The following is a 24,994-nucleotide window of genomic DNA, read 5'->3' on the forward strand; positions in this document are numbered from 1 at the left end:
CGCCGGGCCCGGGGTCAGGCGGGCAGCTTCTCGTCCACGACGAAGGCGATCTCGACGACCTGGCCGGGGAAGGTCAGTTCGGTGACGCCGACGACCGTGCTGACCGGGCGGTGTTCACCGAAGTACGCCAGGTTGCCCGCCGCCGTCGCCGCGGCGTTCTGCCGCAGGTCCACCACGTACAGGGTCTGCGAGACGACCTGGTTCCGGGTGACGCGGAAGTGGTCCAGGACCTTGTCGGCGTTGGTGTACGTCTGCTCGAGCTGGGCGGCGAAGTCGTCCGCGTGGACGAACTCGCCCGCCGCGTCGAGCGAGAGCTGTCCGGAGACGTGGATCAGATCGCGGGACTTGATCGCCTGCGCGTAGCCGAACTCGCTCTCGACCGGCACACGGTGGTTGAAGACGTCCATGGCAGTCAACGTGCTCACCCTTCGGTTCACTCTCTTGTGGTTACTGAAGAACTGTAGGAGAGTGAGCGCCGACCTGGAAGAACGCACTTTTCGGTGACTGAGGAACCAGATGGTGACCAAACAGCTGCTCAAGGGCTTGCCCGAGGACGCGGACCTGCGGCGCGCGGACTCCCTGGCGCGGGAGATCTTCTCGGACGTCGCCAACAAGTGGGCGCTCCTGATCATCGAAGCGCTCGGCGAGCGCACCCTGCGCTTCAGCGAGTTGCGCGACGAAGTGGAGGGCGTCAGCCACAAGATGCTGACGCAGAACCTGCGCATGCTGGAGCGCAACGGTCTGCTGGAGCGGACGGTGTACCCCACGGTGCCGCCGCGGGTCGAGTACACGCTCACCGAGCCGGGCCGGGCGCTGCGCACCACGGTCGACGCCATGTGCGGCTGGACCCACCAGTACCTCGGCCGCATCGAAGAGGCGCGTCGCAGGTTCGGCGAGTGACAGGGCGCGCCGGAAGCGAGGCGCCGCGTCATGCCTCCTCCTGTGCCCTCAGGCGCTGCCGGGTGAGTTCCCCGGTGCTGGGCACCGTGAGATCGAGGTGCGCCTGCATGGGGACGGGGACGTCGTGCACCGGTCACGTCGTACGGGGAAACCGGTCCGCGAGCTGGAAGGCCAGACGGCTGGCTCCGTCGGCGTGAGCGGCACGAGCCGGTCGGGCTCCTCACGGCCGGTCACCGTTGCCCTGCCCGTTCGCCGCCCCGAGGGCGCAACTCCCGCGGACGCTCCGAGGGCCGACCCCGCGGGTCGGGGCCCGAGCCCGGCCGCGGCCGAGCCTAGGATCGGCGGTGTGGACATTCCCGAGGACCTGATCAGCCTTGAGCGGGCGGCGGAAGAACAGCGCGCGCGGCTCGCCGGACTCGACGGCGAGGAGTTCGAAGCACAGCAACGGGCCTGGCAGGAGGCCGCCCAGGCGGCACGGGCGGCGATCGCCGATCACGCCGCGGCCGGCGGCCAGTCGGTGGAAGCGGTCGAGAAGGCGGTCCATCGCGCCGTACGGCAGGCGGAAGAGGACCCCGCCGGGTAGCCGCGCGCGCCCGTACGCGGGCTGTCGGTCACCGAGTCCGTGCAGGTACGCGTACTCAATCCGGCGATCTTGTGCAGCTTTCCGGTCGGCGTCATGGAACCCGGACGAGGCCGCACATCTTGCCCGGTCCGGCCAGCCCACGGCGTGGTACCACCGAGTGTTCCGACTCGAAAGGGCCACGTCACATGGGTATCTTCAGCCGCCGCCAGACCGCCGTCGCCGAGCCGCCGCCGGCCGTGGGGTCGGGTGGGCAGGCCTCGGCGGCCGGCGCCGCACTCGACCCGGCGCTTCGCGCACTGACCGGACACTGGACCATCGACCGCCCGCACAGCCGGATCGGCTTCTCCGTGCGGCACGCCATGGTCACGACCGTCCGCGGGTCCTTCGCCGACTACGACAGCGCGCTCTACTTCGACGGAGCCCGTCCCGCCGAGTCCCGGGCCGAACTCGTGATCCGGGTCGGGAGCGTCGACACGGGCGTGGAGCAGCGAGACGGGCACCTGGTCGGCAAGGACTTCTTCGACGTGCGCCGCCACCCGGAGATGACGTTCCGCAGCACCTCGACCGTCCACGACGGCGGGGAGAGCTTCCGTATGACGGGCGACCTCACGATTCGCGGCACGACCAGGCCCGTCGACATCCAACTGGACTACCTCGGCTCGGTCATGGACCCGTTCGGCTACGAGCGTGCGGGCTTCGACGGCACCACCACCATCGACCGCCGCGACTGGGGGCTCGTCTACAACCAGCGGCTCGAGGCCGGGGGCAGCATGGTCAGCGAGAAGGTCCGGCTCCAGTTCGACATCTCCGCGATCCGCTCCACCGCACCGGAGCACGCACGGCCCGCATCCGGCATAGAGTTCCCCCGGCACTGACACGGCGTGTGGGGGAACACATGATGGCTGAGGCGGCCCCGAAGTGGGCATCGACCCTCGACTCGGTGGTGGTGTACGCACAGGGCGCCCTCTGCCGCCGGCTCGCCCGCGGCGGCATGCCCCGAGGCGGGCGGGTGCGGGTGACCGGTCTGCCCCGTTCGATGGACCCGGGCTCCCTGCGGGTGCGGGTCGTCGGCGCCACCGGGGTACGGGTCACCGAGGCGAGAGCGGCCGTCGAGGCCGAACCGCTCGACAGCCGCCCGGTCGGCGAGCTCCGGCGTGAGGTGGAACGGCTCCGCGACGTCCGGGACGCCGTCCAGGCCCGCCGGAACCGGCAACAGGAGCTGATCGACGAGGTGGCGGCCCTGCGCCCGGTGCCGCCGCCTCGCGATGACGAGGTTCCCCACCGTCGCACCCCCGTCGACGCCTGGCTGGACCTCGCCGAGTTCGTGGACGGCCGGCTGACCGTGCTGCACACTCGCCTGCGCGAGACGGACGAGGAACTGCGGCACGCCGAGCACGAGTGGGAGGTCGCCGCCGACAGGCTGGCCCGGGCCTCCACCGACGCGCCCGCCTCGCGCTCCGAGACCACCGCGTGCGCGGACGTGACCCTCACGGGCGGCGCGGGCACGGACGTCGAGATCGAGGTGGAGTACGGGGTGCCCGGCGCCGTCTGGGTGCCGGCCTACCGTCTCACCCATCACCGGGGCGGGAGCGACGGACGGTTGCTGCTGCGGGCGTCGATCGCCCAGCGCACCGGCGAGGACTGGGCCGGCGTCCGCGTCTCGCTGGCCACGGCCGATCTGCGGAGGCGCACCGATGTGCCCCGGCTGCGATCGATCCGCATCGGACGCGAGCAGCCCGCTCCCGCGTCGTCGGGATGGCGTGAGCCCCCGCGCGGACTGCTCGGCCTCTTCAGCGACTACGACGCGGCAGGACCGCCTCCGGGCGCCGGCGACTCCGCGGGGGCCGCCCACGACGCGGTGGCGGCCGCAGCCGCTCCCGCGGCAGGTCCCGTACCGCCCCCCGCCCCGCAGATGACGTCTCACGGCTACGGCATGCCGTCCGGCGCGCTGCCGCCACCGCCCGGCGGCATGCCGGCGGGCGCCGAGGGCGTGATGCCGGGGGGCTCGGCGCCCGGCGCACCTCAGCCGTACGCCCGTCGCAGGAGCGGCGCGCCCCGTCCCGTGGCTCCCGCGGCGCCCGGCCGGGCCGCGGCACCGTCCGCGGCCGTTCCTCAAGAGGTACCCGCCCCGTCGCCGGCCCCGGAGACCGGGCCCCCGCGGCCGAGCGGTGCCGAACTCGACTACGCGGCACTGGTGCTCACCGGCCCGGACGGCCAACCGGAGCGTCGGGGACGGCTGTTCCCCGACGCCGTCTCCGACCCGGTGGCGGCCGAACACCGGCGGCGCGCGGAGACGGTCACGGCGCTGCCCCTGCCGGGCAACGCCGTACGCCCCCGCGAGTCGGCCGGTTCCTTCGACCACCGCTACGACGCCGCGGCACGCGCCGACGTCCCCTCGGACGGTACGTGGCACACGATCACCGTCGGTGAGGTGGCGGTCGGTCTGCGGACCGAGTACCTGTGCGTCCCGTCGGTGGAACAGGCGGTCTACACGACCCTGGTGCTGTCCAACACGTCGGACCAGGCGCTGTTGGCCGGCCCGCTGGAGGTCTCGGCCGACGGGGACTTCCTGCTGACCACCTCACTGCCCACGCTCGCCCCCGGCGGTGTGCGCCGCGTGGGCCTGGGTGCCAACGAGGCCATCGGGGTCACGCGCCGAACGAGCCTGCTCGAATCGACCTCCGGGCTGCGCAACAGCGTGACCGTCCTCGACCACCGCGTGCACGTGGAACTGGCCAACCGTCTCCCGGCCCCGGTCACCGTCGAGGTGCGCGAGCGGGTGCCGGTCACCTCCGACGCGGACATCAGGATCGAGGAGAAGGCCGACTGGCAGGCGCCCGCGGCCGGCACCGACGCCGAGCGGCACGCTCCCGGCACCCGCGTGTGGCGGGCCGAGATCCCGGCCCACGCCACCTCCGCCCTCGACGGCGGCTACGTCATCCGCATCCCGGCCGGCAAGGCCCTGACCGGCGGCAACCGCAGGAGCTGACCCCGCATGGACACGAGCCCCGCTCCGATCGCCCTCCCCGTCACCGCCGTCACCTGTCTGGAGGACCGGGCGTACGTCGAGCGGACCGCCGGGGTCGACCTCGCGGCCGGCACCCAGGTGCTGCGTCTCGGACCGGTCAGTGCCCTGACCGTCGACCACAGCCTGCACGCCGAACTGTCCGCCGACGGCCCGGTGACCGTGCTCGACGCCCGGGTCGTACGCGAGTGGACACCGAGAGCGCCGGGTCCCGCCGACGACGACTCCGCCCTGCGGCACCGGGTGAGAAGCCTTGAGGAGGAGCAGCAGGCGCTGGGCGGGCGGCGCGAGCGCCTGCACGCCCGTGTCGACCTCCTCGGCCGCCTCGCCGGCGATCTGCTGCGGGAGATCGGCGAGGGTGCGGGTCTCGGCGAGTCCGACACTGCCCGGTGGGCCCGCGAACTGGACCGGGTCGACGCGGAACGCGACACCTGCGGCGAACGGCTGCGCGCGGTCGACTCCCGGCTGACGGCGCTGGCCGCCGAACTCTCCGACGCCCGGCACGCCTTGGCGAACACGGAGTCGGAACCGTCCGAACTGGTCGGCCACATCGAACTGACCGTACGGGCGGGCGACGCGGGTCCGGCCGCGCTGCGCGTGGCCCACCTCGTCCCGTGCGCCCTGTGGCGGCCCGCCTACCGCGCCGTGCTCGACGGGGACTCGCTCACCCTGGACACGGACGCGATGGTCTGGCAGCGCACCGGCGAGGACTGGTCGGACGTACGGCTGACCCTGTCCACGGCCCGCAGCACGCTCGCCACCGAGCCTCCGCGCCTCGCGGAGGACCGGCTGACCCTCCGGGACCGATCGGCGGCGGAACGCCGCACCGTCCAGGTCGAATGGCGCGAGGAGGAGATCACCGACCTCGGTCCGGCGCCCGTACAGGGCCTGCCGGGAGTCGACGACGGCGGCGAGGTCCGGGTCCTGCACTGCGACGCCTCGGTCTCGGTACCGTCCGACGGCCGGGCCCACCGGGTGCCGGTCTCCTCCTTCGGGACTCCCACGACGACGGAGTACGCCTGCTCCCCCGAACTGTCCCCGCTGGTCGGGCGACTGGTCCGGTTCGACAACCGCTCGGGGCACGCGCTGCTCGCCGGGCCCGTGGACCTCGTCAGCGGCGGCGGCTTCCTCGGTCGTGGCACGCTGGACTTCACCGCTCCCGGGGCCCCGGTCGCCCTCGCCTTCGGCAGCCGCGACGACCACCGGGTCGTGCGGGAGACCGAGGAGACCCGTGACACCGCCGGTCTCACCCAGCGGACCGTGCTCACCCGGACCGTCCGCCTGCACCTGTCACGGTTCTCGGGGCCCGGCGAACGCCATGAGCACCTGGTCGTCGTCCAAGAACGCGTTCCGGTCTCCGAGACGTCGGCGGTGGAGGTGAGCCTGCGCCGGAGTGCCTGCGCTCCCCCGCCCGACGACGTCGACGCGGACGGCGTCGTCCGCTGGAACGTCCTCCTGCCTCCCGGAGGCCGGCGCACGCTGGAACTGGTCTACGAGATCTCGTCGAACGCCAAGGTGCACGGGCTCTAGCCGTGTCGGCTCGTGGCGGTCAGTGCTCCCGCCCGTGCTGCTCCGTGTAGTGGGCGCGGAGCAGATCGGTGCCCCAGTCGTGGCGGACGTGCCGCCAGACGGAGTGGGCGTGGTTGCCGTCGTCCTGGGTGTTGTCGTACTCGATGAGCAGGTCCGGGGCGCGGACACAGTAGTAGTGCCGGTCGCCGGGCGCGCGGCCGCCGGCCCAGGCGAACGCCAGGGTGTCCAGGCCGCGCGCCGCCAGGGCGGACCAGCACTGGTCGGCGTAGGCCGCGGGTGCCCGGTCGAGGTAGCGGCGCACCAGGCGGGCGAGGAGCCGCTGCTGACCCGGGGTCATGTCGCCGTGCGGCAGACCGGCCGGCAGCAGGTCCGGGTCGGCGAACGGGTCGTCCCGGGTCAGGATGTCGTCCGGTGGGGCGGCGGCGAAGACCGCCCTCGCGCGCCGGCCGGTGTCCAGGTCCGTGACCAGTTCCCGGGCCAGGTCCTCCTCCGGCCCCAGCAGCCGGCGTCCGGCCTGTGGACCGTCCGCGACGCGGGCCGGCTCCGCCCCGACGAAGTGGGGTGTCACGCGGATTCCGGCGGCCGTGACCACCACGTGCACGGCGAGGTGGTGGCCGTTCATCCGCCAGCCCCAGGGGTCCTCCCCGTCCGGGTCCCCCAGCAGCCGCACCCAGTAGCGGTCGGCGCCGATGGCACCGGCCAGGGCGCGGCGGTGGCGCTCCACCTCGATCGCCCCGCGCGCCAGCGCCGCTCCGGGTGTGCCGTGTGCCGCGGCCAGCAGCGCGTCGACCGCCTCGCGCTGCCGGCCGTCGAGGCCCTCGGTGGACAGTCCGGGGCGCGGACCGGGCAGGTAGGTCCACTCCCGCAGTTCGGGAGCGTCGAGCCGGCCGGGTCCCGCGCGCAGCTCGCGCACCTGCGCCGGCTCCAGTACGGACAGCAGTGCCCGCGCCGCCTCCCGCAGCTCCGCGGCCGTCGCCTCCGCCGGATGAACGCCCACCGTTTCCCCTTACGCGCGGTGTCCCGTACGGTTGCGCACCCTACCCGTACCGAGTCCTGGTCACGGGATGTACGAGGCCGTCGGCCGTCAGTCCGAGGTCAGTCGCCCGCGCGGTCCCCGGCCCACACCGTGGGCGTCCGGGCCGACCAGGGGCCGGCCTGTTCGAGTTGTCCGGCGAGGCGGAAGAGGCTGTCCTCCCGGCCGTGACCGGCGGCGAACTGCATGCCGACCGGCAGCCCCGACGCGGCGTCGGCCGTCACCGGTACGGACATGGCGGGCGTGCTCGCCACGTTGAACACGGCGGTGAACGGCGAGATGTCGAAGAGCCGCCGCAGCCAACCGAGGCCGTCCAGCCTCCCGGCGCCCTCGGCGTGCGTGCCGAGGGGCACGGGGAGCTCGGGCAGCGTCGGGGTGAGCAGCATGTCGTACCCGGCGAAGTACCGTGCCAGGGCTCGGGCGACCTTGTTGCGGGTCGCCAGCGCGGTGACGAACTCGGCGGCGGTGACCTCCTGTCCGTAACGGTAGCTGGCGAATATGGGCTCCTCCAGGGTCGACGCGTTCACGGAACGGCCCGACGCGGCGGCCAGCTCGTCGACCGACGCCGTCAGGTTGGCGGTCCACTGACGGGCGTTGGCCAGGAGGAAGTCCTCCCAGTCGACGCCCAGGCCGACCTCGGCCTCCTCCACCTCGTGACCCAGGGACTCGAGCAGACGCACGGTGCGCGAGAGCGCGTCGGCCACCGGCGCGGTGGTGCGGTGTCCGCCCCACGCCTGGGTGAGGACACCGATCCGCAGCGGCCCCGGGTCACGGACGGCTTCCTCCGCGTACGGCCTGGACGGCTCCTGGGCGAAATAGGGGTCGCCCGGTTCCGGACCGCGGATCTGGTCGAGCAGGACCGCGCTGTCGCGTACCGTGCGGCTGACGCTGCCGTGCACGGCCAGGCCGTTGAAGATCTCGTCGAAGTGCGGACCCACGGAGACACGGCCGCGGGTCGGCTTCAGGCCGAAGAGGCCGTTGCAGGCGGCGGGGACGCGGATCGAACCGGCTGCGTCGGTGGCGTGCGCCATCGGGACCACCCCGGCGGCGACGGCGGCGCCCGCGCCCCCGCTGGATCCGCCCGCGCTCCGCTCCGGGTCCCACGGGTTGCGGGTCGCGCCGTACAGCACTGGTTCCGTCGTGTTGCTGTAGGCCATCTCCGGTGTCGCGGTGCGCCCGAGCGTCATGAGGCCGGCGCGGCGGAAGCGCAGCATCAGGGACGAGTCGGAGCGGGCCACGTGGCCGGCCGCCAGGCGGCTGCCCATCTCCATGCGCCGGCCGGCCATGGCGACCCCGATGTCCTTGATCAGGAAAGGGACACCGGCCAGCGGGGCACTGCCCGGCTCCGGCAGGTCGTCCGCCGGCCACATCTCGACCACGGCGTTGATCTCCGGATCGACCGCCTGCGCGGCGTCATGTGCGGCTGCCTCCAGTTCGGCGGGGGTGACCTCACCCTTCGCCACCAGTTCCGCGAGGCCTACGGCGTCGAAGCGCACGTACTCGTCGATTCTCACTGTCACTCCAAGACAAGGGGCGGATACCGCGGACATCGCGATACCGAATGGTCCTGGACGATACCGATCGGTATCGAACGGAACGGACTGGTACCGTAGCAGGCGATGAGGGGCCCGACGCCCCACGGGACCGGACGTCACGGAGCAGCCATGGCAACGACCGCCGCAAGGCCGGGCAGGGTGGCGAAACTGCCGCCGCGCGAGCGCATCCTCGACGCGGCGGAGGAGCTCTTCCAGAGCGAGGGGATCCGGCGGGTGGGCGTCCAGGCGATCGCCGAGAAGGCGGAGACCACCAAGATGGCGATCTACCGGCACTTCGAGACCAAGGACGCGCTCGTCGCGGAGTGGCTGCGCATCGTCGCCGCCGAGTACCGGGCGGCCTTCGACCGGGTGGCGGCCGAACATCCCGGCCGCCCCAGGGAGCAGATCCTTGGCCTCGCCCGCTTCATCGCCGAGGGGCTGCCCGCGATCTCGTACCGGGGCTGCCCGTTCATCAACTCGCTCGCCGAGCTTCCCGACCGCTCCCATCCCGCACGACAGGTCATCGAGGAGCACAAGGCCGACCAGACCCGCAGAATGACCGGCATGTGCGCCGACGCGGGACTGCCCGACCCCGAGCAGACCGCGGCCGAGATCACCTTCGTACTCGAAGGCGCACAGGTCAGCACGCAGAACGGCAGCATCGACCGGGCGGGCGACCGGCTGATGCGCATCGTCGAGGGGATCGTGGACCGGCACCGCTCCCCGGCCGCCTGAGCGTTCGCCGCTCGCGCCCCGCTACTCCCGTACGGGCCGCCGGGCCGGTCGGCGTATGCGGCTCAGACACGAGACGGCGACCACGAACGGCCACAGCGACTGAAGGAACGTCACGACGCGTTCCGCGACACCGGCGTTGCCGTGTCGGTGCATCTCGAACAGGAACCATGCTCCGCCCGCGGCCATCAGCGCGCACACCGCCACCGCGGGCGCGGTCCGCAGAGCCCAGGGAGCGGCCGCCGTGCCGTCCACGGCCAGCAGCGGCCACACCGCCAGAAGCGTGAACCCGGCCACCGCCACCGCGCCGTGCCGCAGGGAACCCCCGCTGCTCGGCGCGGGAAGCAGGGCCACGGCCAGCGCGGCCACACCCCCGCCGCCCAGCGCCACACGTCCGGCGGTCGCGGCGGCCCGCAGGCCCCAGGCGGTCAGCAGGTGACAGGCGCCCAGAGCGAGGAACGCCGACGTCATCACCCAGTAGCCCGCGGCCCCGTAGGCGCCAAGAACGCTGATCGTCTGGGTGGCGGGATCGTACGCGGACCCTTCGAACAGTGCCGCGCCCGACCAGCCTCCGATCAGCAGGACGGGCGCACACCCGGAAGAGACCAGGACCCATCTGGGGACAAGACGCATCAAGTAACCATAAAGCGACCGTCAGGCGGCTCGACAGAGCCCCGCGGGAGCGGCCGGGACGGAGGCGTGGTGAACGGGACGGGCGGCGGGACCGGCACCGGCGGCCTGCGACCGGGTTCGCGCGAAGACGACCAGGCGCAGCACCGCGAACCGCGCGACACCGGCGAGCGCGGAGGCGGACAGGTACACGACCTGTTCGAGCACCGCGCCGGGCGTTGCCACGAGCTGGTGCAGGGCGAGCATCGCCATGCTGGTCACCGCGTAGGCGGCCGCGGCGGAACCCGCCGACTGGGTGTGCTGACGCCAGGTCGCGCCCCGGCCCGCACCGAAGGTGAAACGTGCGTGCAGTTCCGTGGCGAGCAGCGTGGAGACCACGGTGATCACGGCGTTGGCCAGGATCCAGGGAATCCACGAGGCGAGAGCCGCCACGGCGAAGCTCGATGCGAGCCCCACTCCACCACCACAGAGCACGAAACGAGCGAAGGCGGTGAAGGCGCCGGGTGCGGCCTGCTTCCGATTCTGCACTGCGTCCATGATCCACCCCCCTCGGTGCTTTCCGACGAGGGAAACGCTACGTTGCATTCACGGTATGGGCAACCGATTTATTGCAGCAATCGACTATCTATGCAGGTAGACACCTTGGATTCGTTGCAATGTGCCCTGGTTAACGCAACAGATCATTACAGTTCGTTGCAATATTGACGCAACCCTCGGTCGGCGAAGTCGATCAGCCATTCGAAGCTCTCGTCGACGTCGGCGCTCCACTGGAAGCCGCCCGCGGCCTGCAACGCGGCGAAGCCGTGGCACAGGCTGCGGAGCATGCGCAGAGCGTGGTCCACGTCTGCCGGGTCGATCTCGTAGCCCCGCAGGACGGCCATGAAGGCATCGAGAAGTCGCCGTGCCGCGGCGGCCAGCGGGTCGTCGGGGCCGGACGGCTCCTGTCCGATCGTGGCCGCGTACCGGCCGGGGTGCTCCAGTACGAAGGCACGGAACGCCCGGGCCGCCGCCGCCAGGGCGTCGCGGCCCGCGTACCCCTGGACCGCGCCGCCGACCGCGTCGGCGGCCTCGCTCATCGCCAGGACGGCGATGCGCCGGAGGAGATCCTCCTGTCCGCCCACGTGCTTGTACAGGGACGGAGCCCGCACACCGACCCGCTCCGCCAGCGAACCCATCGTCAGGTTGGCGAGACCCACCTCGTCGGCGAGGGCGGCACCGGCCGCGACCACCGCCGCCGGGTCCAGGCCCGCCCTAGGCACGGGCGGCGTCCGTGCGCAGGAAGCCGAGCACGAGCGAAACGACCTGGTCGGGATACTGGTCGTGCGGGTAGTGCCCGGCACCCTCGATCATTTCGAGACGGCCGAGGCCGGACGGCAGCGCCTCGACCACCGCCGAGCCCTCGGCGTGCGGGTCGGCCCAGTCGGGGTCGAGGGTGCCCATGACGACCAGGGCCGGGCAGCGGACGTTGCCGAGCTGTGCGCCGGCGTCCGTCGGGGCGCTGCGCCCCATGGCCTGCATGGCCTTCATCCGGCCCGGCTCGCGCAGCAGGGAGTCGATGCGCCCGAGCCGCTGCGCCCAGTCGGCCGGCTTCACGCCCGGGTAGGCGAGGTCGAGGTACGAGCGCCACAGCGGCAGGCTGCCGAGCAGACCCGCGCCGAGCAGCCGCAGCATGCCCTGCCGGAAACGCCTCACCTTCAGGTCGCCGAGACCGACCGACTGCTTGCGGGTGAACGGCGCCAGCTCGACGACCGCGGTGACCAGCGAGGGCTCCCGCGCCGCGGCGATGGTGGCGGCACCGCCGGAGACCGAGTGGCCGACGAGCACAGCCGGGCCGCCGAGGTGGCGGATCACGGCGAGCAGGTCACCGGCGATGTCGGTGCGGCTCCAGGCCGGCCAGTCGACGCTGGACTCGCCGCAGCCGCGCAGGTCCACCGAGGCCACCCGGTATCCGGCCGCGACCAGCTGCGGGACGACGGCACGGTAGGCGGCGCGACTGTCACCCATGCCGTGGGCCAGAACGATCAGAGGGCCGGAGCCCGCCACCTCGTACGCGATCATCCCGCCGTCGACGGGGAGGTACTCGGTCATGAACGCCTCCGGAGAGCGTTGGCTAATGGCATTAGCCATAAGCTATTGCCATTAGCCTGACCTGTCAATGCCGTCCCTCACCGCCGTGCGGCGACCGCCCACTACCCCTGGTTGGCGATCTGGATCAGGTTGCCGCAGCCGTCCTCGAAGACGGCCGCGGTGACGGGGCCCATTTCCACCGGCTCCTGGGTGAAGCGGACGCCGTGACCGCGCAGCCGCTCGTGCTCCGCCTTGACGTCGTCGACGGCGAACTGGGCGAGCGGGATGCCGTCCGCGACGAGGGCGTCGCGATAGGTCCGCGCGGCCGGGTGGCCGAGGGGCTCCAGGAGGAGCTCCGGGCCTTCGGGGTCCTCGGGCGAGACGACGGTCAGCCACCGGTCCGTCTCCCCCACCGGGACGTCGTGCTTCTTCACGAAGCCGAGAACCTCGGTGTAGAAGCGCAGGGCCGCCGCCTGGTCGTCGACGAAGACGCTGGTCAGATGGATCTTCATGGGGTGCTCTCTTCCGGTTCGGGTGTGTCGGGGTCGGACGCGGGCCAGCGCTCGGCTATCTGCCGGAGCGGTGCCACGTTCAGGTCGTGGAACTTGTAGCGCCCCTCCCGCCTGGTCTCGACGAGCCCGGCGCCTTCCAGCACGGCGAGGTGCTGGGAGACCGCCTGGCGGGAGATGCCGAGGTGATGCCTCATGCTCAGCCGCGAGCAGATCTCGAACAGGGTCTGCCCGGACTTCTCCGTGAGCTCGTCGAGGATGATGCGGCGCGTGGGGTCGGCCAGCGCTTTGAAGAGGTCGTCGGCCACCGCTCCAGGATAGGCAAGCTCTCACTTGCCTATCAAGTCGGGACGCCCCCCGGGCAACGGCCGTCACACCCTTGACACGTGCACGTCGACCGCTTGTATGGTCTAGTCCAACAGAACTCGCCGCTCCGCTTGCGGAGTTGGGCCCCGCGCGGGCTCACCACTTCACGGTGGGCGGCGGGTGCGCGTCACCTTCGCGTCTCTCGACCCCACTCAGAGAGGCCGCCCCCACGTGCGGTCACCCCACACGCATGACCGTGCGCCCCGGGACGGCCCGAGGTGAAGGAGCTTCACATGCACGCCAGCAGGAAGACCGCTGCCCTGATCGGCGCGGCCCTCGCCCCTGTCATCGCCGTCAGCCTCCCCGCCTCGTCGGCGAGCGCGCACGGTTACATCTCCGACCCGCCCAGCCGCCAGGCCCAGTGCGCGGCGGGCACGGTGTCCTGCGGGGACATCAAGTACGAGCCGCAGAGCGTCGAGGGCCCCAAGGGCCTGACCAGCTGCAGCGGCGGCAACAGCCGCTTCGCCGAGCTGGACGACGACAGCAGGGGCTGGACCGTCACCCCGGTGCCGAAGAACGCGACGTTCTCGTGGCGGCTCACCGCGCAGCACGCCACCAGCACCTGGGAGTACTACGTGGGCGGGCAGCGGATCGCCGTGTTCGACGACGGCGGCGCCAAGCCCGACGCGGTCGTGAACCACCAGGTCGATTTCGGTGGCCTGTCCGGTCAGCAGAAGGTGCTCGCCGTGTGGAACGTGGCCGACACCGACAACGCCTTCTACGCCTGCATCGACGTCAACGTCGGCGGCTGAGCGCGACCGCGTATAGCCGGTGATGAAGGGGGGAAGGCACCCGCCGGGAGCGGGCACCTTCCCCCCTCGTCGGGGACACACACGTGCGTAATAGGCTACGAATCGTCGGCCCGTCCGAGCGCCGAGGCGAGGAGTTGGCTATGGGCGCACAGGACGCGCGGGACACGGGAGAGCGGCTGCGGACCATCGGCGACGAACTGTCGGACCGCTTCTACGAGCGGGCCGACGTCGTGCGGACACTGGTGGTGACGCTGCTCGCCGGACAGCACTCGCTGGTGCTCGGACCGCCCGGTACGGCCAAGTCGGAACTGGCCCGGGAACTGACGGGCCGGATCGACGGTGCCTCCTACTGGGAGATCCTGCTGTCGAAGTTCACCGCGCCGACGAGGATGTTCGGTCCCATCGACGTCGCCGCGCTGGCCCGGGGCGAGTACCGCCAGGTCTACGACGGCCGCGCCACGACCGCGCACATCGCGTTCATCGACGAGATCTTCAAGTGCTCCACGGCGGCGCTCAACGAGACGCTCGGCTTCCTCAACGAGCGGATCTACCACCCCGAGAACGGCGGCGAACCGATCCGCTGTCCCCTGATCGGGGCGATCACGGCGAGCAACGAGCTGCCCACCGGAGAGGACTCGGCCGCGATCTACGACCGGCTGCTCGTGCGCCTCGAGGTCGGCTACCTGACGGACCCCTCCAACTTCGCCGCGCTGGTCCGCTCCGCCGTCGGCGGCACCGAGGCACCGCCGAGGACCACGATCGAGCTGGCCTCGCTGCAGTACGCCGTGGCCGAGGCCGTCCCGGCCGTCGAGGTCCCCGACGCCGTCGTCGACGCCGTGTGCACGCTGCGGGCCGCGCTGCGCCGCAAGGAACTCGTCGCCTCGGACCGGCGCTGGCGGCAGGCCGTCCGCCTGCTCCAGGCCTCCGCCTACCTCGACGGCCGCCCCGCGGTCACCGACACCGACCTGTCGGTGCTGACGCACGTGCTGTGGGACTCCCCCGCCCAGCGTCCGGCCGTCGAGCGGGAGGTACTGCACCTGGTCAACCCCGACGCCAAGGAGGCCCTCGACCTGGCGGACACCGTCGAGGAACTGGAGGCCCAGCTCGACGCCATGGCCGGCCAGTCCCGCGAGGCGCTGAGCGAGTGGGTCATCAAGAAGGCCCACCACCAGCTCGCCACGACGGGGAAGCGGCTGGAGAAGCTGCGCGCGGAGGCGGCGAGCGCGGGACGCAGCACCGCCGCCATCGACCGGGTCGCCCGTCGCCAACGCGCGGTACGCGCCCGTGTCCTGACCGAGGCCCTCGGTGTGGACGCGAGCACGGTGCGGGCCCAGCTCTGAGCACCAGGGCGGTCGGGGACATGGACGAGGGATCGCAGGCGCGCGGCGAGCCGGCGAGCCGGGCCGGGAAGTGGCTGAGCCTTTCGAGCGCCACGGCCGAGCGGCACACCGCCGCCGTGGTCGCGGACCGGTTCGACCTCATGATCTGGCGCGACATGCACGGGCAGTCGGCCGGACTGCACGACCTGGCCCGGGAACTGGACGACCGCCACGCCCACGCCGCCGACCTGCTGGCCGACACGTTCCTGGCCGCCTACAAGGCACGGCCGCGGTTGCGCCGGCCCGCGGAGATGGACCCCGCCCGGCTGGTCAACCACCAGATCATCACGTCTCTGACGGACTCCCCGGAGTTCGCCGCGCTGCACCGGGAGACGGCCGGTGACGCGTACGCCGCCGCCATGGCCGTACTCGCCCAGGCCGGCGCGCTGCGCCGGATGCTGGAGCACTCCGGGCGCGCCCAGGAACAGGCCGAGCGGGCGAAGCGAAGCCTGCTGGACGCCGAGGAGGCGGCCGCCGCCGTGGCCGACGCCCTCCGGCAGGCCGCCCACGGGATACAGCAGGACGACGCCGACGCCGTGGGACGGGCGGCCGAGGCGGCCGAGAACGCCGAGGACGCCGCGCGCGAGGCCGCCGCCGGCGCCGCGCAGGCACTCGGGGTGGCCGTCCCCGGGATCCGGGCCGCCGCGCGCGGCGCCGTGGCCCGGGCCGCCGAGGCCACGCGGAACGAGACGGCGCTGATGCGGGCGTGGGGCGTCGGCCCCGGAGAACTGGAGCGGATGCCCTTCGAGCAGCGGGCCCGGCTCGCCGAGCGGCTGCGGACCGGCCGGCTGGCCCGGTGGGCCGAGCTGATCGGACGTTTCCGGCAGATGGCCGGCGGTGAGCGAGCCCGCAGGGTGGAGAACGCCACCGGGGAACTGATCGGCGTCACACTCGGCGACGACCTCTCCCGCGTCCTCCCCTCCGAGCTGGCGGCCCTCGGACTGCCCGAACTGCGGGCGGTGTTCGCCGCCCGCTACGCCGCCGGTGAGCTGATGCTCTACGACAGCCAGGGCGAACAGGCCACCGGACGGGGCGCGATCATCGCCTGCGTGGACACCTCGCACTCCATGTACGAGGCGGGGCCCGGCGGCATCACCCGGGAGGCATGGGCCAAGGCGTGCGCCCTGGCGCTGCTGGACCAGGCCCGCGACGCCGGGCGCGACTTCGTCGGCATCCTGTTCGCCGCCGCCGACAAGCTCCAGGTCTTCCGCTTCCCGGCCGGCCGGCCCGCCCCCGTCACCGAGGTGCTCGACTTCGCGGAGTCCTTCCTCGGCGGCGGCACCAGCTACCAGCGGCCGCTCACGGCGGCCGCCGGACTGCTGGAGGAGGAGTTCGACGACACGGCCCGCGCCCGCGGCGACATCGTGATGCTGACCGACGACGACTGCGGCGTCACCGAGGAATGGATGCGCGACTGGAACGCCGCCAAGCACCGCCTCGGTTTCCGTGTCTTCGGCATCGCCGTCGGCACCCCGCGCGTCGCCGAGGCCGACTCGGTCCTCGACGCCCTGTGCGACAACCTCCGCGCCGTCGAGGACCTCACCGACGTCCACGCCGCCGCGGACCTCTTCCGCGTCATCTGACCGGACGCGGTGGAGGTTTCCCGCGCCCTGCCGGGGTACCCCGCCGAACCTGGGAGGAGAGAGGAGAGCCGTGTCTGACGACAAGGTCAAGAACGTCTTCGTGGTCGGCCTCGACGAGGCCAACCTTCCGGTGCTCAAGGCCGTGCCGGGCGCCGATTCGCTTCGATTCCACGGCCTGTTGACGGTCGAGGAGCTGCAGGACGGCGAGGTGCACCTGCCGACGGTGCTGGAGAAGGCACAGTCGGTGCTGGACGCGTTCGACGGGAGCATCGACGCAATCGTCGGCTACTGGGACTTCCCGGTCAGCACCCTCGTCCCGATCCTCGGCGAGAGGTACGGCACCCGGACCACCAGTCTCGAGTCGGTGGTCAAGTGCGAGCACAAGTACTGGGGCCGGCTCGAACAGCGGAAGGTGACGGACCGGCATCCGCGCTTCGGCCGCGTCGATCTGACGGCGGACCCGCCGCGTCCGCCGGACGGCGTGCGGTTCCCGATGTGGCTCAAGCCCGCGTTGTCCTATTCCTCCGAACTCGCCTTCGGGGTCGGGGACGAGGAGGAGTTCCGCAAGGCCGTCGCGGAGATCCGCGACGGCATCTCCCGTGTGGGCCGCCCCTTCGAGCACATCCTCGGCCGGGTGGACCTGCCGCCGGAGATGGACGGTGTCGGTGGCCGGGTGTGTCTCGCCGAGGAGGCGCTGTCGGGCGTGCAGGTCGCGGTGGAGGGCTACGTGCACGACGGCGAGGTGATCGTCTACGGCACGCTCGACTCCATCGACTATCCGGACTCACCGTGCTTCCTGCGCCACCAGTACCCCTCCATGCTGCCCCCGGACGTCGTCGCCCGGCTGCGTGACGTCACCGAGCGGGTGATGCGCCGGATCGGCTTCGACGACGCGACGTTCAGCGTGGAGTACTTCTACGACCCGGGCAGCCAGGACATCAGCCTGCTGGAGATCAACCCGCGCCACTCCCAGTCCCACGCCGAGCTGTTCCGGTACGTGGACGGCGTCCCCAACCACCACGCGATGCTCGCCCTCGCCCTCGGGGACGACCCGCGCATGCCGCACCGCGAGGGCCCGTACGCGATGGCGGCGAAGTGGTACTACCGGTGGTTCACGGACGGTGTGGTGCGGCACGTGCCCTCCGCCGAGGACGTCGCCCGCGTCGAACGCGAGATACCGGGCGTGCGGATCGAGGTCCTGCCCGAGCCGGGCCGGCGGCTCTCCGACCTCTCCCAGCAGGACAGTTACAGCTACGAACTCGCGCACATCTTCACCGGCGGCGACGACGAGGACGACCTGCGCAGGAAGTACGACCAGTGCGTCGCTGCCCTGGGCCTCACCTTCGACGGGCCGCCGGAAGGAGCGCGGGGTTAAGGAGCGCCGACCATGCGTCATGTGACCCACCTGCCGTACACGACCAAGGAAGAGGAACACGTCGTCATCCCCATGTCGGACGGCGTCCGTCTGTCGGCGCGGATCTGGCGGCCCACGTCGTCGGACCACGAGCCCGTGCCGGCGGTGCTGGAGTACATCCCGTACCGCAAGCGGGACCTCACCGCCGAACGCGACTCCATGCACCACCCCTACATCGCCGGGCACGGCTACGCCTGTGTCCGCGTCGACCTGCGGGGCACCGGCGAGTCGGAGGGCGTGCTGCGCGACGAGTACCTGGAGATCGAGCAGCGCGACGCCGAGGAGGTCCTGGCCTGGCTCGCCGACCAGCCCTGGTGCGACGGCGGCACGGGAATGATGGGTCTGTCGTGGGGGGCGTTCGCGGCACTCCAGGTGGCGGCCCGGCGGCCACCGAGCCTGAAGGCCGTCGTCATCGCGTCCTTCACCGACGACCGGCACGCCGACGACATGCACTACATGGGCGGCGCCATGCTGTCGGACAACCTGGCCGAGGCGGGCACCATGTTCGCCTACGCCACCTGTCCCCCCGACCCGGCCGTGGCCGGCGACAGCTGGCGCGACATGTGGCACGAGCGCCTTGAGCACGCGCGCCCCTGGGTCGTGGAGTGGCTGCGCCACCAGCGCCTCGACGACTACTGGCGGCACGCCTCGGTCGCCGGGAACTACGCGGACGTGCGCTGTCCGGTGCTCGCCTCCAGCGGCTGGGCGGACGGCTACTCCAACGCCGTGACCCGGCTGCTCGCCCACCTGGACGTGCCCCGCAAGGGGCTCATCGGCCCCTGGTCGCACAAGTTCCCCCACCTCGGCGAGCCGGGGCCCGCCATCGGCTATCTCCAGGAGGTCGTGCGCTGGTGGGACCACTGGCTCAAGGGCGTCGACAACGGGGTGATGGACGGCCCGATGCTCCAGACGTGGATGCAGGACAGCGTCCCGCCGTCCACCTCGTACGAGGAGCGGCCGGGCCGCTGGGTGGCGGAGCCCGAGTGGCCGTCCCCGCATGTCCGTCCGGTCACGCACCCGCTCACCGGGCGGCGGATCGGGCCCGCCCTCGAAGCGGACGCCGAGGCGGGTCCCGGGGACGAAGGGGAGATCCTGACCGTGCGGTCCCCGTTGTCCGTCGGTCAGTTCGCGGGCAAGTGGGCCTCCTACAACGCGCCGCCCGACCTGCCGTACGACCAGCGCGAGGAGGACGGCGGTTCCCTCGTCTTCGAGACCGAGCCGCTGACCGAGCGGGTGGAGATCCTCGGTTCGCCGACCGTCGACCTCGATCTGACGGCCGACCAGCCCGTCGCCATGGTGGCCGCGCGCCTGTCGGACGTCCACCCGGACGGAGCCGCCACCCGGGTCACCTACGGCCTGCTCAACCTCACCCGCCTGAACAGCGCCGAAGAGCCCGAGCCGCTGGTGCCCGGCCGCCGCTACCGGGCCAGGGTCCACCTCAACGGGGTGGCGCAGAGTTTCCCGCCCGGTCACCGCGTCCGGCTCTCACTGTCCACCTCCTACTGGCCGCTCGCCTGGCCGCCGCCGAAGCCGGCGATGCTCGGCCTCCGCGAGGGCTCCAGCACGCTCACCCTCCCGGTCCGTCCCCCGGAGAAGGCCGACGACAGCCCGGCGGTGCCGTTCGGCGAGCCCGAGGGCACCCCGCCCATCGCCACCACGACGCTCACGCCCCCGGAGGAACGGTGGGACGTGAAGCGGGACCTGGTCGGCTACCACGCCGAGCTGGAGACGGTGAAGGACCGGGGCACGGTCCGCTTCGAGGAGATCGGCCTCGACGTCGGCCGCCGCGCGCACGAACGCTACGCGTCCGTCGCCGACGACTTCACGTCCGTGAGCGGTGAGTCCACGTGGACGATGGACTTCAGGCGCGCCGACTGGGACGTGCGTGTGGTCACGCACACCCGGCTCACCTGCGACGAGAGCCGGTTCTTCGTCGACGCCACGCTGGACGGCTACGAGGGCGGCCGCCGGGTGTTCTCGCGCACCTGGAACGAGACGGTGCCGCGCGACCTGCTGTAGGGCCGGTGGCCCCGGACGGTCGCGACGGTGTGCAATGGCCGGGTGAACTCTCGTACTCCCGGCGCCGAGCGTCCCGAACGCGCCCGCCCCGCCTCCCACAGTCTCACCGGTGTCGGCATCGCCGTCCTCGATCCCGCCGGCCGGGTCCTGCTCGGCCTCGGCCACGACGGCCGCTGGGAACTCCCGGGCGGCAAGGTCGACACCGGTGAGGACTTCGAGACGGCCGCCGCCCGGGAACTGGCGGAGGAGACCGGGCTCGTGACGGACCCGGCGGACGTACGGGTCGTCGCGGTTCTCGTCGACGGTCTGGCCGGGCTGACCCGCGTGACGGCGGCGGCCGTCACCGAGGGTGCGGCGGGGACGCCCCGGGTCACCGAGCCGGACAACATCGTGCGCTGGGAGTGGTTCGCCCGCCCGGCGGTGCCCTCCGCGCTGTTCGCGCCGTCCGCCTGTGTGCTGGACTGCCTGTGGCCCGAGGCGACGCCACGAGGGCCCGTCGGAGTACGGCACTACGGATTGCTCGGCGGCGCGGACACCCGGACCGGCTGAACCGGGCCGCTCAGCGCGTCGGGTCCGCTGCCGGGCCGGGCGAGCCGAGTACGTCCCTCAGCCGGTCGCACACGCGCTCCACCTCCGCCGGGTCCGGGAGGCACCCGGCCTGCCCCATCGCTACTTGCAGCGCCGGTCCGAAGGCGTCGAAGCGGGTCATGTCCGCGCCGCCGACGGGCTGCACGACGAAGTGGATGTGGCCGGGCACTCCCCCGGCGTGCGACCACAGGCACACGTAGACCTGCTCCGGGGCCATCACCTCGGTGACGGCGGCGCTGACCTGCTGCAGCAGCGGCCCCAGTTCGCCGGACTCCGCCGCGGTCAGGCCGGCGACGTGCACCACGTGCCGAACGGGCTTGACCACGAGGGTGCCCGGACCGAACGGCCCGACGCAGTGTTCCACCACCCATGCCCCGGTGTGCAGTACGGTGCCGCCCGGCAACGGGGCCTTCCCCGTCATCAGGTCGCACGCCAGGCAGTCGTCGTCCGCACCGGAATCCGTGACCACGCAACTCCCCTCCCCGCTCCACCGGACAGGCCGACAACGCTATCCCCTCCCCGCGCATTGACATGGACGCGCCCTGGCGGGAGGCTGAGAGCGCTCTCAAGTTCGGTACGGACCAATCTCCCCCCACACCCGCACGGAGGTCGAGAGTGCTCTCCAGCCTCAAACACCGTCTGCTCGCCGTGGTCTCGGCCGCGGGCCTGGCCGGTGCCCTGCTCGCGTTCGGCGGCTCGCCACCCGCCGACGCGGCCGTGCCCGCCACCATCCCCTTGAAGATCACCAACAACTCCGGCCGCGGCGAACCGGTCCACATCTACAACCTGGGCACCTCGCTGACGACCGGTCAGCAGGGCTGGGCCGACGCGAACGGCACCTTCCACGCCTGGCCCGCCGGCGGCAATCCCCCCACCCCCGCACCGGACGCGTCCATCCCCGGACCCGCCGCCGGACAGACCAAGACGATCCGCGTCCCCAAGCTGTCGGGGCGCATCTACTTCTCGTACGGCCAGAAGCTCGACTTCCGCCTCACCACGGGCGGCCTGGTGCAGCCGGCGGTCCAGAACCCGAACGACCCCAACCGCGACATCCTGTTCAACTGGTCCGAGTACACACTCAACGACTCCGGACTGTGGCTGAACAGCACGCAGGTCGACATGTTCTCCGCGCCCTACACCGTCGGCGTGCAGCGCGCCGACGGCGGAGTGAGCAGCGCGGGCCGGCTGAAGGCCGGCGGCTACAGCGGCGTGTTCGACGCGCTGCGGGCACAGCCCGGCTGGGGCGGGCTGATCCAGACCCGGTCCGACGGCACCGTCCTGCGGGCGCTGGCGCCGCTGTACGGCGTGGAGACCGGGGCGCTGCCCGCGTCGGTCATGGACGACTACATCAACCGGGTCTGGCAGAAGTACACGACGAGCACCCTCACCGTCACCCCGTTCGCCGACCGGCCCGGCACGAAGTACTACGGGCGCGTCTCGGGCGGCGTCATGCACTTCACCGACGGCTCCGGTGCGGTCGTGACGAGCTTCCAGAAGCCGGACGCCTCCAGCGTCTTCGGCTGCCACAGGCTCCTGGACGCCCCGAACGACCAGGTGCGCGGGCCGATCTCCCGCACCCTGTGCGCCGGTTTCAACCGCTCGACGCTGCTGAGCAACCCGAACCAGCCCGACCCCTCGGCGGACGGCTTCTACCAGGACTCGGTGACCAACCACTACGCGCGGGTCATCCACGACCACATGGCCGACGGGAGGGCGTACGCCTTCGCCTTCGACGACGTCGGCCACCACGAGTCGCTGGTGCACGACGGCAACCCGGTCGAGGCCCGGCTGACGCTCGACCCTCTCGACTGACCCGGCCGGAAGGCGCCCGCCCCCGGCCCCGCGCATCGGCGCGGGGGCGGGGGCGGGCTCTTGGTGCGGCACCGCGCGGGGCGGCGGATGGCGGTGCCGCACCGGGTCCGGTCAGGCGCCGGGCAGCACGCCGGTGCGGGCGACCTCGGAGTACCAGCGGGCGCTCGCCTTGGGGATGCGGGTGCCGGTCGGGTAGTCCACGTAGACGGCGCCGAAGCGCTTGCCGTAGCCGTGCGCCCACTCGAAGTTGTCCAGCAGCGACCACAGGAAGTAGCCGCGCACGTCCGCGCCGTCCACGACGGCCCGGTGCACGGCGGCCAGGTGGTCGCGCACGTAGGCGATCCGGGCGGGGTCGTTGACCTGGCCCGCCGGGTCGGCGTAGTCGTCGAAGGCCGCGCCGTTCTCGGTGATGACCAGCGGAAGCCCGGGGAAGTCGGACGCGAGCCGGCGCAGCAGGTCGTACAGGCCGGTCGGGTCGACGGCCCAGCCCATGGCCGTGGTGTCGCCCGGCGGCTGGTGGAAGGCGACCCGGTCGGCGCCCGGCCAGGGGCTGTGCGGGCTGTTGCCGTGCCCGTCGGAGGTGTGCGCGCCGCTGCCGTCCGCCTCGGAGACGACGGTGGGCGTGTAGTAGTTGACGCCGAGGAAGTCCAGCGGCTGCCGGATCTGCTCCAGGTCGCCGTCGCGCACGAAGGACCAGTCGGTGAGCGCGGCGGTGTCCTTGAGCAGGTCCTCCGGATAGGCGCCCTGGAGCATCGGTCCGGTGAAGACCCGGTTGGCGAGCGCGTCGATCCGGCGGGCCGCGTCGGCGTCGCCGTCGCTGCCGGTCAGCGGGCGGACGTGGTGGATGTTGAGGGTGACCGAACACTGGGCGTCCGCGCGGACGCGCTCGCGCAGCGCCTGTACGGCCAAGCCGTGGGCCAGGTTGAGGTGGTGGGCGGCGCGCAGGGCGGCGACCGGGTCGGTGCGTCCGGGCGCGTGCACGCCGGAGCCGTAGCCGAGGAAGGCGCTGCACCAGGGCTCGTTGAGGGTGGTCCAGGTCTTCACCCGGTCACCGAGGGCGTCCGCGGCGAGGGCCGCGTACTCGGCGAACCGCTCGGCCGTCGCGCGCTCGGGCCAGCCCCCGGCGTCCTCCAGTTCCTGCGGCAGGTCCCAGTGGTAGAGGGTGGCGACGGGCTGGATGCCCTTGTCCAGCAGTTCGTCGACGAGGCGCCGGTAGAAGTCCAGACCCTTCTGTACGGCGGGGCCGCGGCCGGTGGGCTGGATGCGGGGCCAGGCGAGGGAGAAGCGGTAGGCACCGAGGCCGAGTTCGGCCATCAGGGCGACGTCCTCGCGCCAGCGGTGGTAGTGGTCGGTGGCGGTGTCGCCGGTGTCGCCGTTGCGGACCCGGCCGGGGGTGCGGGCGTACGTGTCCCAGATGGACGGGGTGCGGCCGTCCTCGGTGGCGGCCCCCTCGATCTGGTAGGAGGCGGTCGCGGAGCCCCAGACGAAGCCCTTGGGGAAGGTGAGGGCGGCGTCCGGGGCGGCGGACGCGGGCTGCTGTGCGGCGGTGGCCACGTGAGTCCTTTCGGGGTGAAGGGTGGGGTGGGGTGGGGGTGCGCGGGCCGGTCAGCCCTTGACGGCGCCCGCCATGATGCCGCTGACGATCTGCCGGCCGAAGACGATGAACATCACCAGCAGGGGCAGCGTGCCGAGCAGCGCGCCCGCCATGATCAGCGACTGGTCGCGGACGTACCCCGCGCTGAGCTGGGTGAGGGCGACGGGGACCGTCGGGTTGGTCATGTCGAGCACCACGAAGGGCCAGAAGAAGTCGTTCCACGCGTGCACGAACGTGATCATGAACAGGACCGACATGGCGGGCCTCGCGACGGGCAGCACGATGCTCCAGAAGATGCGCAGCGAGTGCGCGCCGTCCACGCGTCCGGCCTCGACGAGTTCGTCCGGCAGCGCCTCCGACAGGTACTGGCGCATGAAGAAGACACCGACCGCGCTGACCAGGGTGGGGAAGATGACGGCGGGCAGCTGCTGCGACCAGCCCAGCTCGGCCATCATCATGAACAGCGGTACGACGGCGAGCTGCGGCGGCACCATCATGGTGCCGATCACCAGCATCAGCAGGAGGTTGCGGCCCTTGAAGCGCAGTTTGGCGAAGGCGAATCCGGCCAGGGTCGCGAACAGCACCGTGGACAGGGCGATCACCCCGGCCACGATGAGGCTGTTGACCATGGCCTTGCCCATCGCGGCCTCGTCCCAGGCCCGGGCGAGGTTGCTGAACAGGTTCGGTCCGGGCAGGAACGGCGGCGGCGTCTGGCTGACCCGGGTGTTGTCGGTGGAGGCGGCCACCATGGTCCAGTACAGCGGAAAGATCGACAGTACCGCCATGATGGCGAGCAGGACGTAGGCGAGCGGGCCGGCGTGGTGCTGGCGGCCGGCGCGCTGGCGCAGCAGCCGGCGGCCGCCGCGGCCGGCCGGCCGCCCGGCGGGGGTCCGGTCCGGAGCGTCCGTCCGGGCCGGGAGGCTTTGGGTGGTCATGGCGACTC

25 protein-coding genes are annotated in these 24,994 nt (G+C 72.3%); 13 read left to right on the forward strand and 12 right to left on the reverse strand.

The genetic code is table 11. The features are described 5' to 3' along the window. Nucleotides 1-14 precede the first annotated feature (14 nt). Complete coding sequence (locus AMK11_RS24060) at nt 15-416, reverse strand: RidA family protein (protein WP_107429739.1); 402 nt, start codon at nt 414-416, stop codon at nt 15-17. 100 nt (nt 417-516) lie between these two features. On the opposite strand from AMK11_RS24060, the gene AMK11_RS24065 reads away from it, so the two are divergent. From AMK11_RS24065 to AMK11_RS24085, 5 genes are all read left to right on the forward strand, one after another. Further along, nucleotides 517-900, forward strand: coding sequence for a winged helix-turn-helix transcriptional regulator (locus tag AMK11_RS24065; RefSeq protein ID WP_073730091.1), 384 nt, complete (start codon nt 517-519; stop codon nt 898-900). Nucleotides 901-1,246: 346 nt separating this feature from the next. Further along, nucleotides 1,247-1,483, forward strand: a complete 237-nt coding sequence (locus tag AMK11_RS24070) for a hypothetical protein (RefSeq protein WP_241847063.1) — start codon at nt 1,247-1,249, stop codon at nt 1,481-1,483. A 185-nt stretch (nt 1,484-1,668) separates the two neighbouring features. Further along, nucleotides 1,669-2,358 (forward strand): YceI family protein, encoded by a 690-nt coding sequence (locus AMK11_RS24075; protein WP_073730092.1) that lies wholly within the window; start codon nt 1,669-1,671, stop codon nt 2,356-2,358. Nucleotides 2,359-2,378: 20 nt separating this feature from the next. Further along, nucleotides 2,379-4,472, forward strand: coding sequence for a DUF4139 domain-containing protein (locus AMK11_RS24080; protein ID WP_073730093.1), 2,094 nt, complete (start codon nt 2,379-2,381; stop codon nt 4,470-4,472). Nucleotides 4,473-4,478: 6 nt separating this feature from the next. Beyond that, nucleotides 4,479-6,038, forward strand: coding sequence for a mucoidy inhibitor MuiA family protein (locus tag AMK11_RS24085; protein WP_073730094.1), 1,560 nt, complete (start codon nt 4,479-4,481; stop codon nt 6,036-6,038). A gap of 19 nt (nt 6,039-6,057) precedes the next feature. On the opposite strand, the gene AMK11_RS24090 is transcribed toward AMK11_RS24085, so the two are convergent. Both AMK11_RS24090 and AMK11_RS24095 read right to left on the reverse strand, forming a co-directional pair. Then, complete coding sequence (locus tag AMK11_RS24090) at nt 6,058-7,035, reverse strand: DUF3500 domain-containing protein (protein WP_073730095.1); 978 nt, start codon at nt 7,033-7,035, stop codon at nt 6,058-6,060. Nucleotides 7,036-7,133: 98 nt separating this feature from the next. After that, a complete protein-coding gene (locus AMK11_RS24095; protein WP_073730096.1) occupies nt 7,134-8,585 on the reverse strand; it encodes an amidase in 1,452 nt (483 codons plus the stop codon). Nucleotides 8,586-8,735: 150 nt separating this feature from the next. Here AMK11_RS24095 and AMK11_RS24100 point away from each other — a divergent pair, with 150 nt between their 5' ends. Continuing rightward, nucleotides 8,736-9,341: a TetR/AcrR family transcriptional regulator gene (locus AMK11_RS24100; RefSeq protein ID WP_073730097.1), complete on the forward strand. Its 606-nt coding sequence runs from the start codon at nt 8,736-8,738 to the stop codon at nt 9,339-9,341. Between the two features lie 21 nt (nt 9,342-9,362). Here the strand turns inward: AMK11_RS24100 and AMK11_RS24105 are convergent, their stop codons facing one another. The 6 genes from AMK11_RS24105 to AMK11_RS24130 form a co-directional block, all read right to left on the reverse strand. Further along, nucleotides 9,363-9,971 carry a DUF998 domain-containing protein gene (locus tag AMK11_RS24105; RefSeq protein ID WP_073730098.1) on the reverse strand — a complete coding sequence of 203 codons (609 nt, stop codon included), beginning with the start codon at nt 9,969-9,971 and terminating at the stop codon, nt 9,363-9,365. 21 nt (nt 9,972-9,992) lie between these two features. Beyond that, on the reverse strand, nt 9,993-10,505 hold the full coding sequence (locus AMK11_RS24110) for a hypothetical protein (protein ID WP_073730099.1): 513 nt from the start codon (nt 10,503-10,505) through the stop codon (nt 9,993-9,995). A 146-nt stretch (nt 10,506-10,651) separates the two neighbouring features. Further along, nucleotides 10,652-11,197: a TetR/AcrR family transcriptional regulator gene (locus AMK11_RS24115; protein ID WP_073730100.1), complete on the reverse strand. Its 546-nt coding sequence runs from the start codon at nt 11,195-11,197 to the stop codon at nt 10,652-10,654. Nucleotides 11,198-11,219: 22 nt separating this feature from the next. Further along, nucleotides 11,220-12,056, reverse strand: coding sequence for an alpha/beta fold hydrolase (locus AMK11_RS24120; RefSeq protein WP_073730101.1), 837 nt, complete (start codon nt 12,054-12,056; stop codon nt 11,220-11,222). Nucleotides 12,057-12,157: 101 nt separating this feature from the next. Beyond that, on the reverse strand, nt 12,158-12,547 hold the full coding sequence (locus AMK11_RS24125) for a VOC family protein (protein ID WP_073730102.1): 390 nt from the start codon (nt 12,545-12,547) through the stop codon (nt 12,158-12,160). Further along, nucleotides 12,544-12,852, reverse strand: a complete 309-nt coding sequence (locus AMK11_RS24130) for an ArsR/SmtB family transcription factor (protein ID WP_073730103.1) — start codon at nt 12,850-12,852, stop codon at nt 12,544-12,546. Before AMK11_RS24130 ends, AMK11_RS24125 begins: the two co-directional genes overlap by 4 nt. Nucleotides 12,853-13,143: 291 nt before the next feature. On the opposite strand from AMK11_RS24130, the gene AMK11_RS24135 reads away from it, so the two are divergent. The 6 genes from AMK11_RS24135 (at nt 13,144) to AMK11_RS24160 (ending at nt 20,606) form a co-directional block, all read left to right on the forward strand. Then, nucleotides 13,144-13,662 carry a lytic polysaccharide monooxygenase auxiliary activity family 9 protein gene (locus AMK11_RS24135; protein WP_073730104.1) on the forward strand — a complete coding sequence of 173 codons (519 nt, stop codon included), beginning with the start codon at nt 13,144-13,146 and terminating at the stop codon, nt 13,660-13,662. A gap of 140 nt (nt 13,663-13,802) precedes the next feature. Beyond that, the gene (locus tag AMK11_RS24140) at nt 13,803-15,002 is read left to right on the forward strand and encodes an AAA family ATPase (protein WP_073730105.1); all 1,200 of its coding nucleotides are present in this window, start codon (nt 13,803-13,805) and stop codon (nt 15,000-15,002) included. A 20-nt stretch (nt 15,003-15,022) separates the two neighbouring features. Further along, a complete protein-coding gene (locus AMK11_RS24145; protein ID WP_073730106.1) occupies nt 15,023-16,624 on the forward strand; it encodes a VWA domain-containing protein in 1,602 nt (533 codons plus the stop codon). 70 nt (nt 16,625-16,694) lie between these two features. Further along, nucleotides 16,695-17,999, forward strand: a complete 1,305-nt coding sequence (locus AMK11_RS24150; RefSeq protein WP_073730107.1) for an ATP-grasp domain-containing protein — start codon at nt 16,695-16,697, stop codon at nt 17,997-17,999. Nucleotides 18,000-18,011: 12 nt separating this feature from the next. Then, nucleotides 18,012-20,057, forward strand: a complete 2,046-nt coding sequence (locus AMK11_RS24155) for a CocE/NonD family hydrolase (RefSeq protein ID WP_073730108.1) — start codon at nt 18,012-18,014, stop codon at nt 20,055-20,057. Between the two features lie 42 nt (nt 20,058-20,099). Next, nucleotides 20,100-20,606, forward strand: a complete 507-nt coding sequence (locus AMK11_RS24160) for a nucleotide triphosphate diphosphatase NUDT15 (protein ID WP_073730109.1) — start codon at nt 20,100-20,102, stop codon at nt 20,604-20,606. 10 nt (nt 20,607-20,616) lie between these two features. On the opposite strand, the gene AMK11_RS24165 is transcribed toward AMK11_RS24160, so the two are convergent. Continuing rightward, nucleotides 20,617-21,114 (reverse strand): hypothetical protein, encoded by a 498-nt coding sequence (locus AMK11_RS24165; protein WP_241847064.1) that lies wholly within the window; start codon nt 21,112-21,114, stop codon nt 20,617-20,619. 146 nt (nt 21,115-21,260) lie between these two features. Here AMK11_RS24165 and AMK11_RS24170 point away from each other — a divergent pair, with 146 nt between their 5' ends. Then, the gene (locus AMK11_RS24170; RefSeq protein ID WP_073730110.1) at nt 21,261-22,457 is read left to right on the forward strand and encodes a glycoside hydrolase family 64 protein; all 1,197 of its coding nucleotides are present in this window, start codon (nt 21,261-21,263) and stop codon (nt 22,455-22,457) included. Between the two features lie 111 nt (nt 22,458-22,568). Here the strand turns inward: AMK11_RS24170 and AMK11_RS24175 are convergent, their stop codons facing one another. Both AMK11_RS24175 and AMK11_RS24180 read right to left on the reverse strand, forming a co-directional pair. Continuing rightward, entirely contained in the window at nt 22,569-24,011 is a 1,443-nt protein-coding gene (locus tag AMK11_RS24175) for a GH1 family beta-glucosidase (RefSeq protein WP_073730111.1), read from the reverse strand. Nucleotides 24,012-24,062: 51 nt separating this feature from the next. Beyond that, entirely contained in the window at nt 24,063-24,986 is a 924-nt protein-coding gene (locus AMK11_RS24180; protein WP_073730112.1) for a carbohydrate ABC transporter permease, read from the reverse strand. Nucleotides 24,987-24,994: the final 8 nt, after the last annotated feature.

It is taken from the genome of Streptomyces sp. CB02414 (assembly GCF_001905385.1).
Taxonomy (GTDB): domain Bacteria; phylum Actinomycetota; class Actinomycetes; order Streptomycetales; family Streptomycetaceae; genus Streptomyces.

Excerpts from the sequence above, each read along its gene's own strand:
- AMK11_RS24065 (WP_073730091.1), top strand. The coding sequence starts at position 517 with ATGGTGACCAAACAGCTGCTCAAGGGCTTGCCCGAGGACGCGGACCTG.
- AMK11_RS24075 (WP_073730092.1), top strand. The coding sequence starts at position 1,669 with ATGGGTATCTTCAGCCGCCGCCAGACCGCCGTCGCCGAGCCGCCGCCG.
- AMK11_RS24080 (WP_073730093.1), top strand. The coding sequence starts at position 2,379 with ATGATGGCTGAGGCGGCCCCGAAGTGGGCATCGACCCTCGACTCGGTG.
- AMK11_RS24085 (WP_073730094.1), top strand. The coding sequence starts at position 4,479 with ATGGACACGAGCCCCGCTCCGATCGCCCTCCCCGTCACCGCCGTCACC.
- AMK11_RS24100 (WP_073730097.1), top strand. The coding sequence starts at position 8,736 with ATGGCAACGACCGCCGCAAGGCCGGGCAGGGTGGCGAAACTGCCGCCG.
- AMK11_RS24105 (WP_073730098.1), bottom strand. The coding sequence starts at position 9,971 with ATGCGTCTTGTCCCCAGATGGGTCCTGGTCTCTTCCGGGTGTGCGCCC.
- AMK11_RS24110 (WP_073730099.1), bottom strand. The coding sequence starts at position 10,505 with ATGGACGCAGTGCAGAATCGGAAGCAGGCCGCACCCGGCGCCTTCACC.
- AMK11_RS24120 (WP_073730101.1), bottom strand. The coding sequence starts at position 12,056 with ATGACCGAGTACCTCCCCGTCGACGGCGGGATGATCGCGTACGAGGTG.
- AMK11_RS24125 (WP_073730102.1), bottom strand. The coding sequence starts at position 12,547 with ATGAAGATCCATCTGACCAGCGTCTTCGTCGACGACCAGGCGGCGGCC.
- AMK11_RS24135 (WP_073730104.1), top strand. The coding sequence starts at position 13,144 with ATGCACGCCAGCAGGAAGACCGCTGCCCTGATCGGCGCGGCCCTCGCC.
- AMK11_RS24140 (WP_073730105.1), top strand. The coding sequence starts at position 13,803 with ATGGGCGCACAGGACGCGCGGGACACGGGAGAGCGGCTGCGGACCATC.
- AMK11_RS24145 (WP_073730106.1), top strand. The coding sequence starts at position 15,023 with ATGGACGAGGGATCGCAGGCGCGCGGCGAGCCGGCGAGCCGGGCCGGG.
- AMK11_RS24155 (WP_073730108.1), top strand. The coding sequence starts at position 18,012 with ATGCGTCATGTGACCCACCTGCCGTACACGACCAAGGAAGAGGAACAC.
- AMK11_RS24180 (WP_073730112.1), bottom strand. The coding sequence starts at position 24,986 with ATGACCACCCAAAGCCTCCCGGCCCGGACGGACGCTCCGGACCGGACC.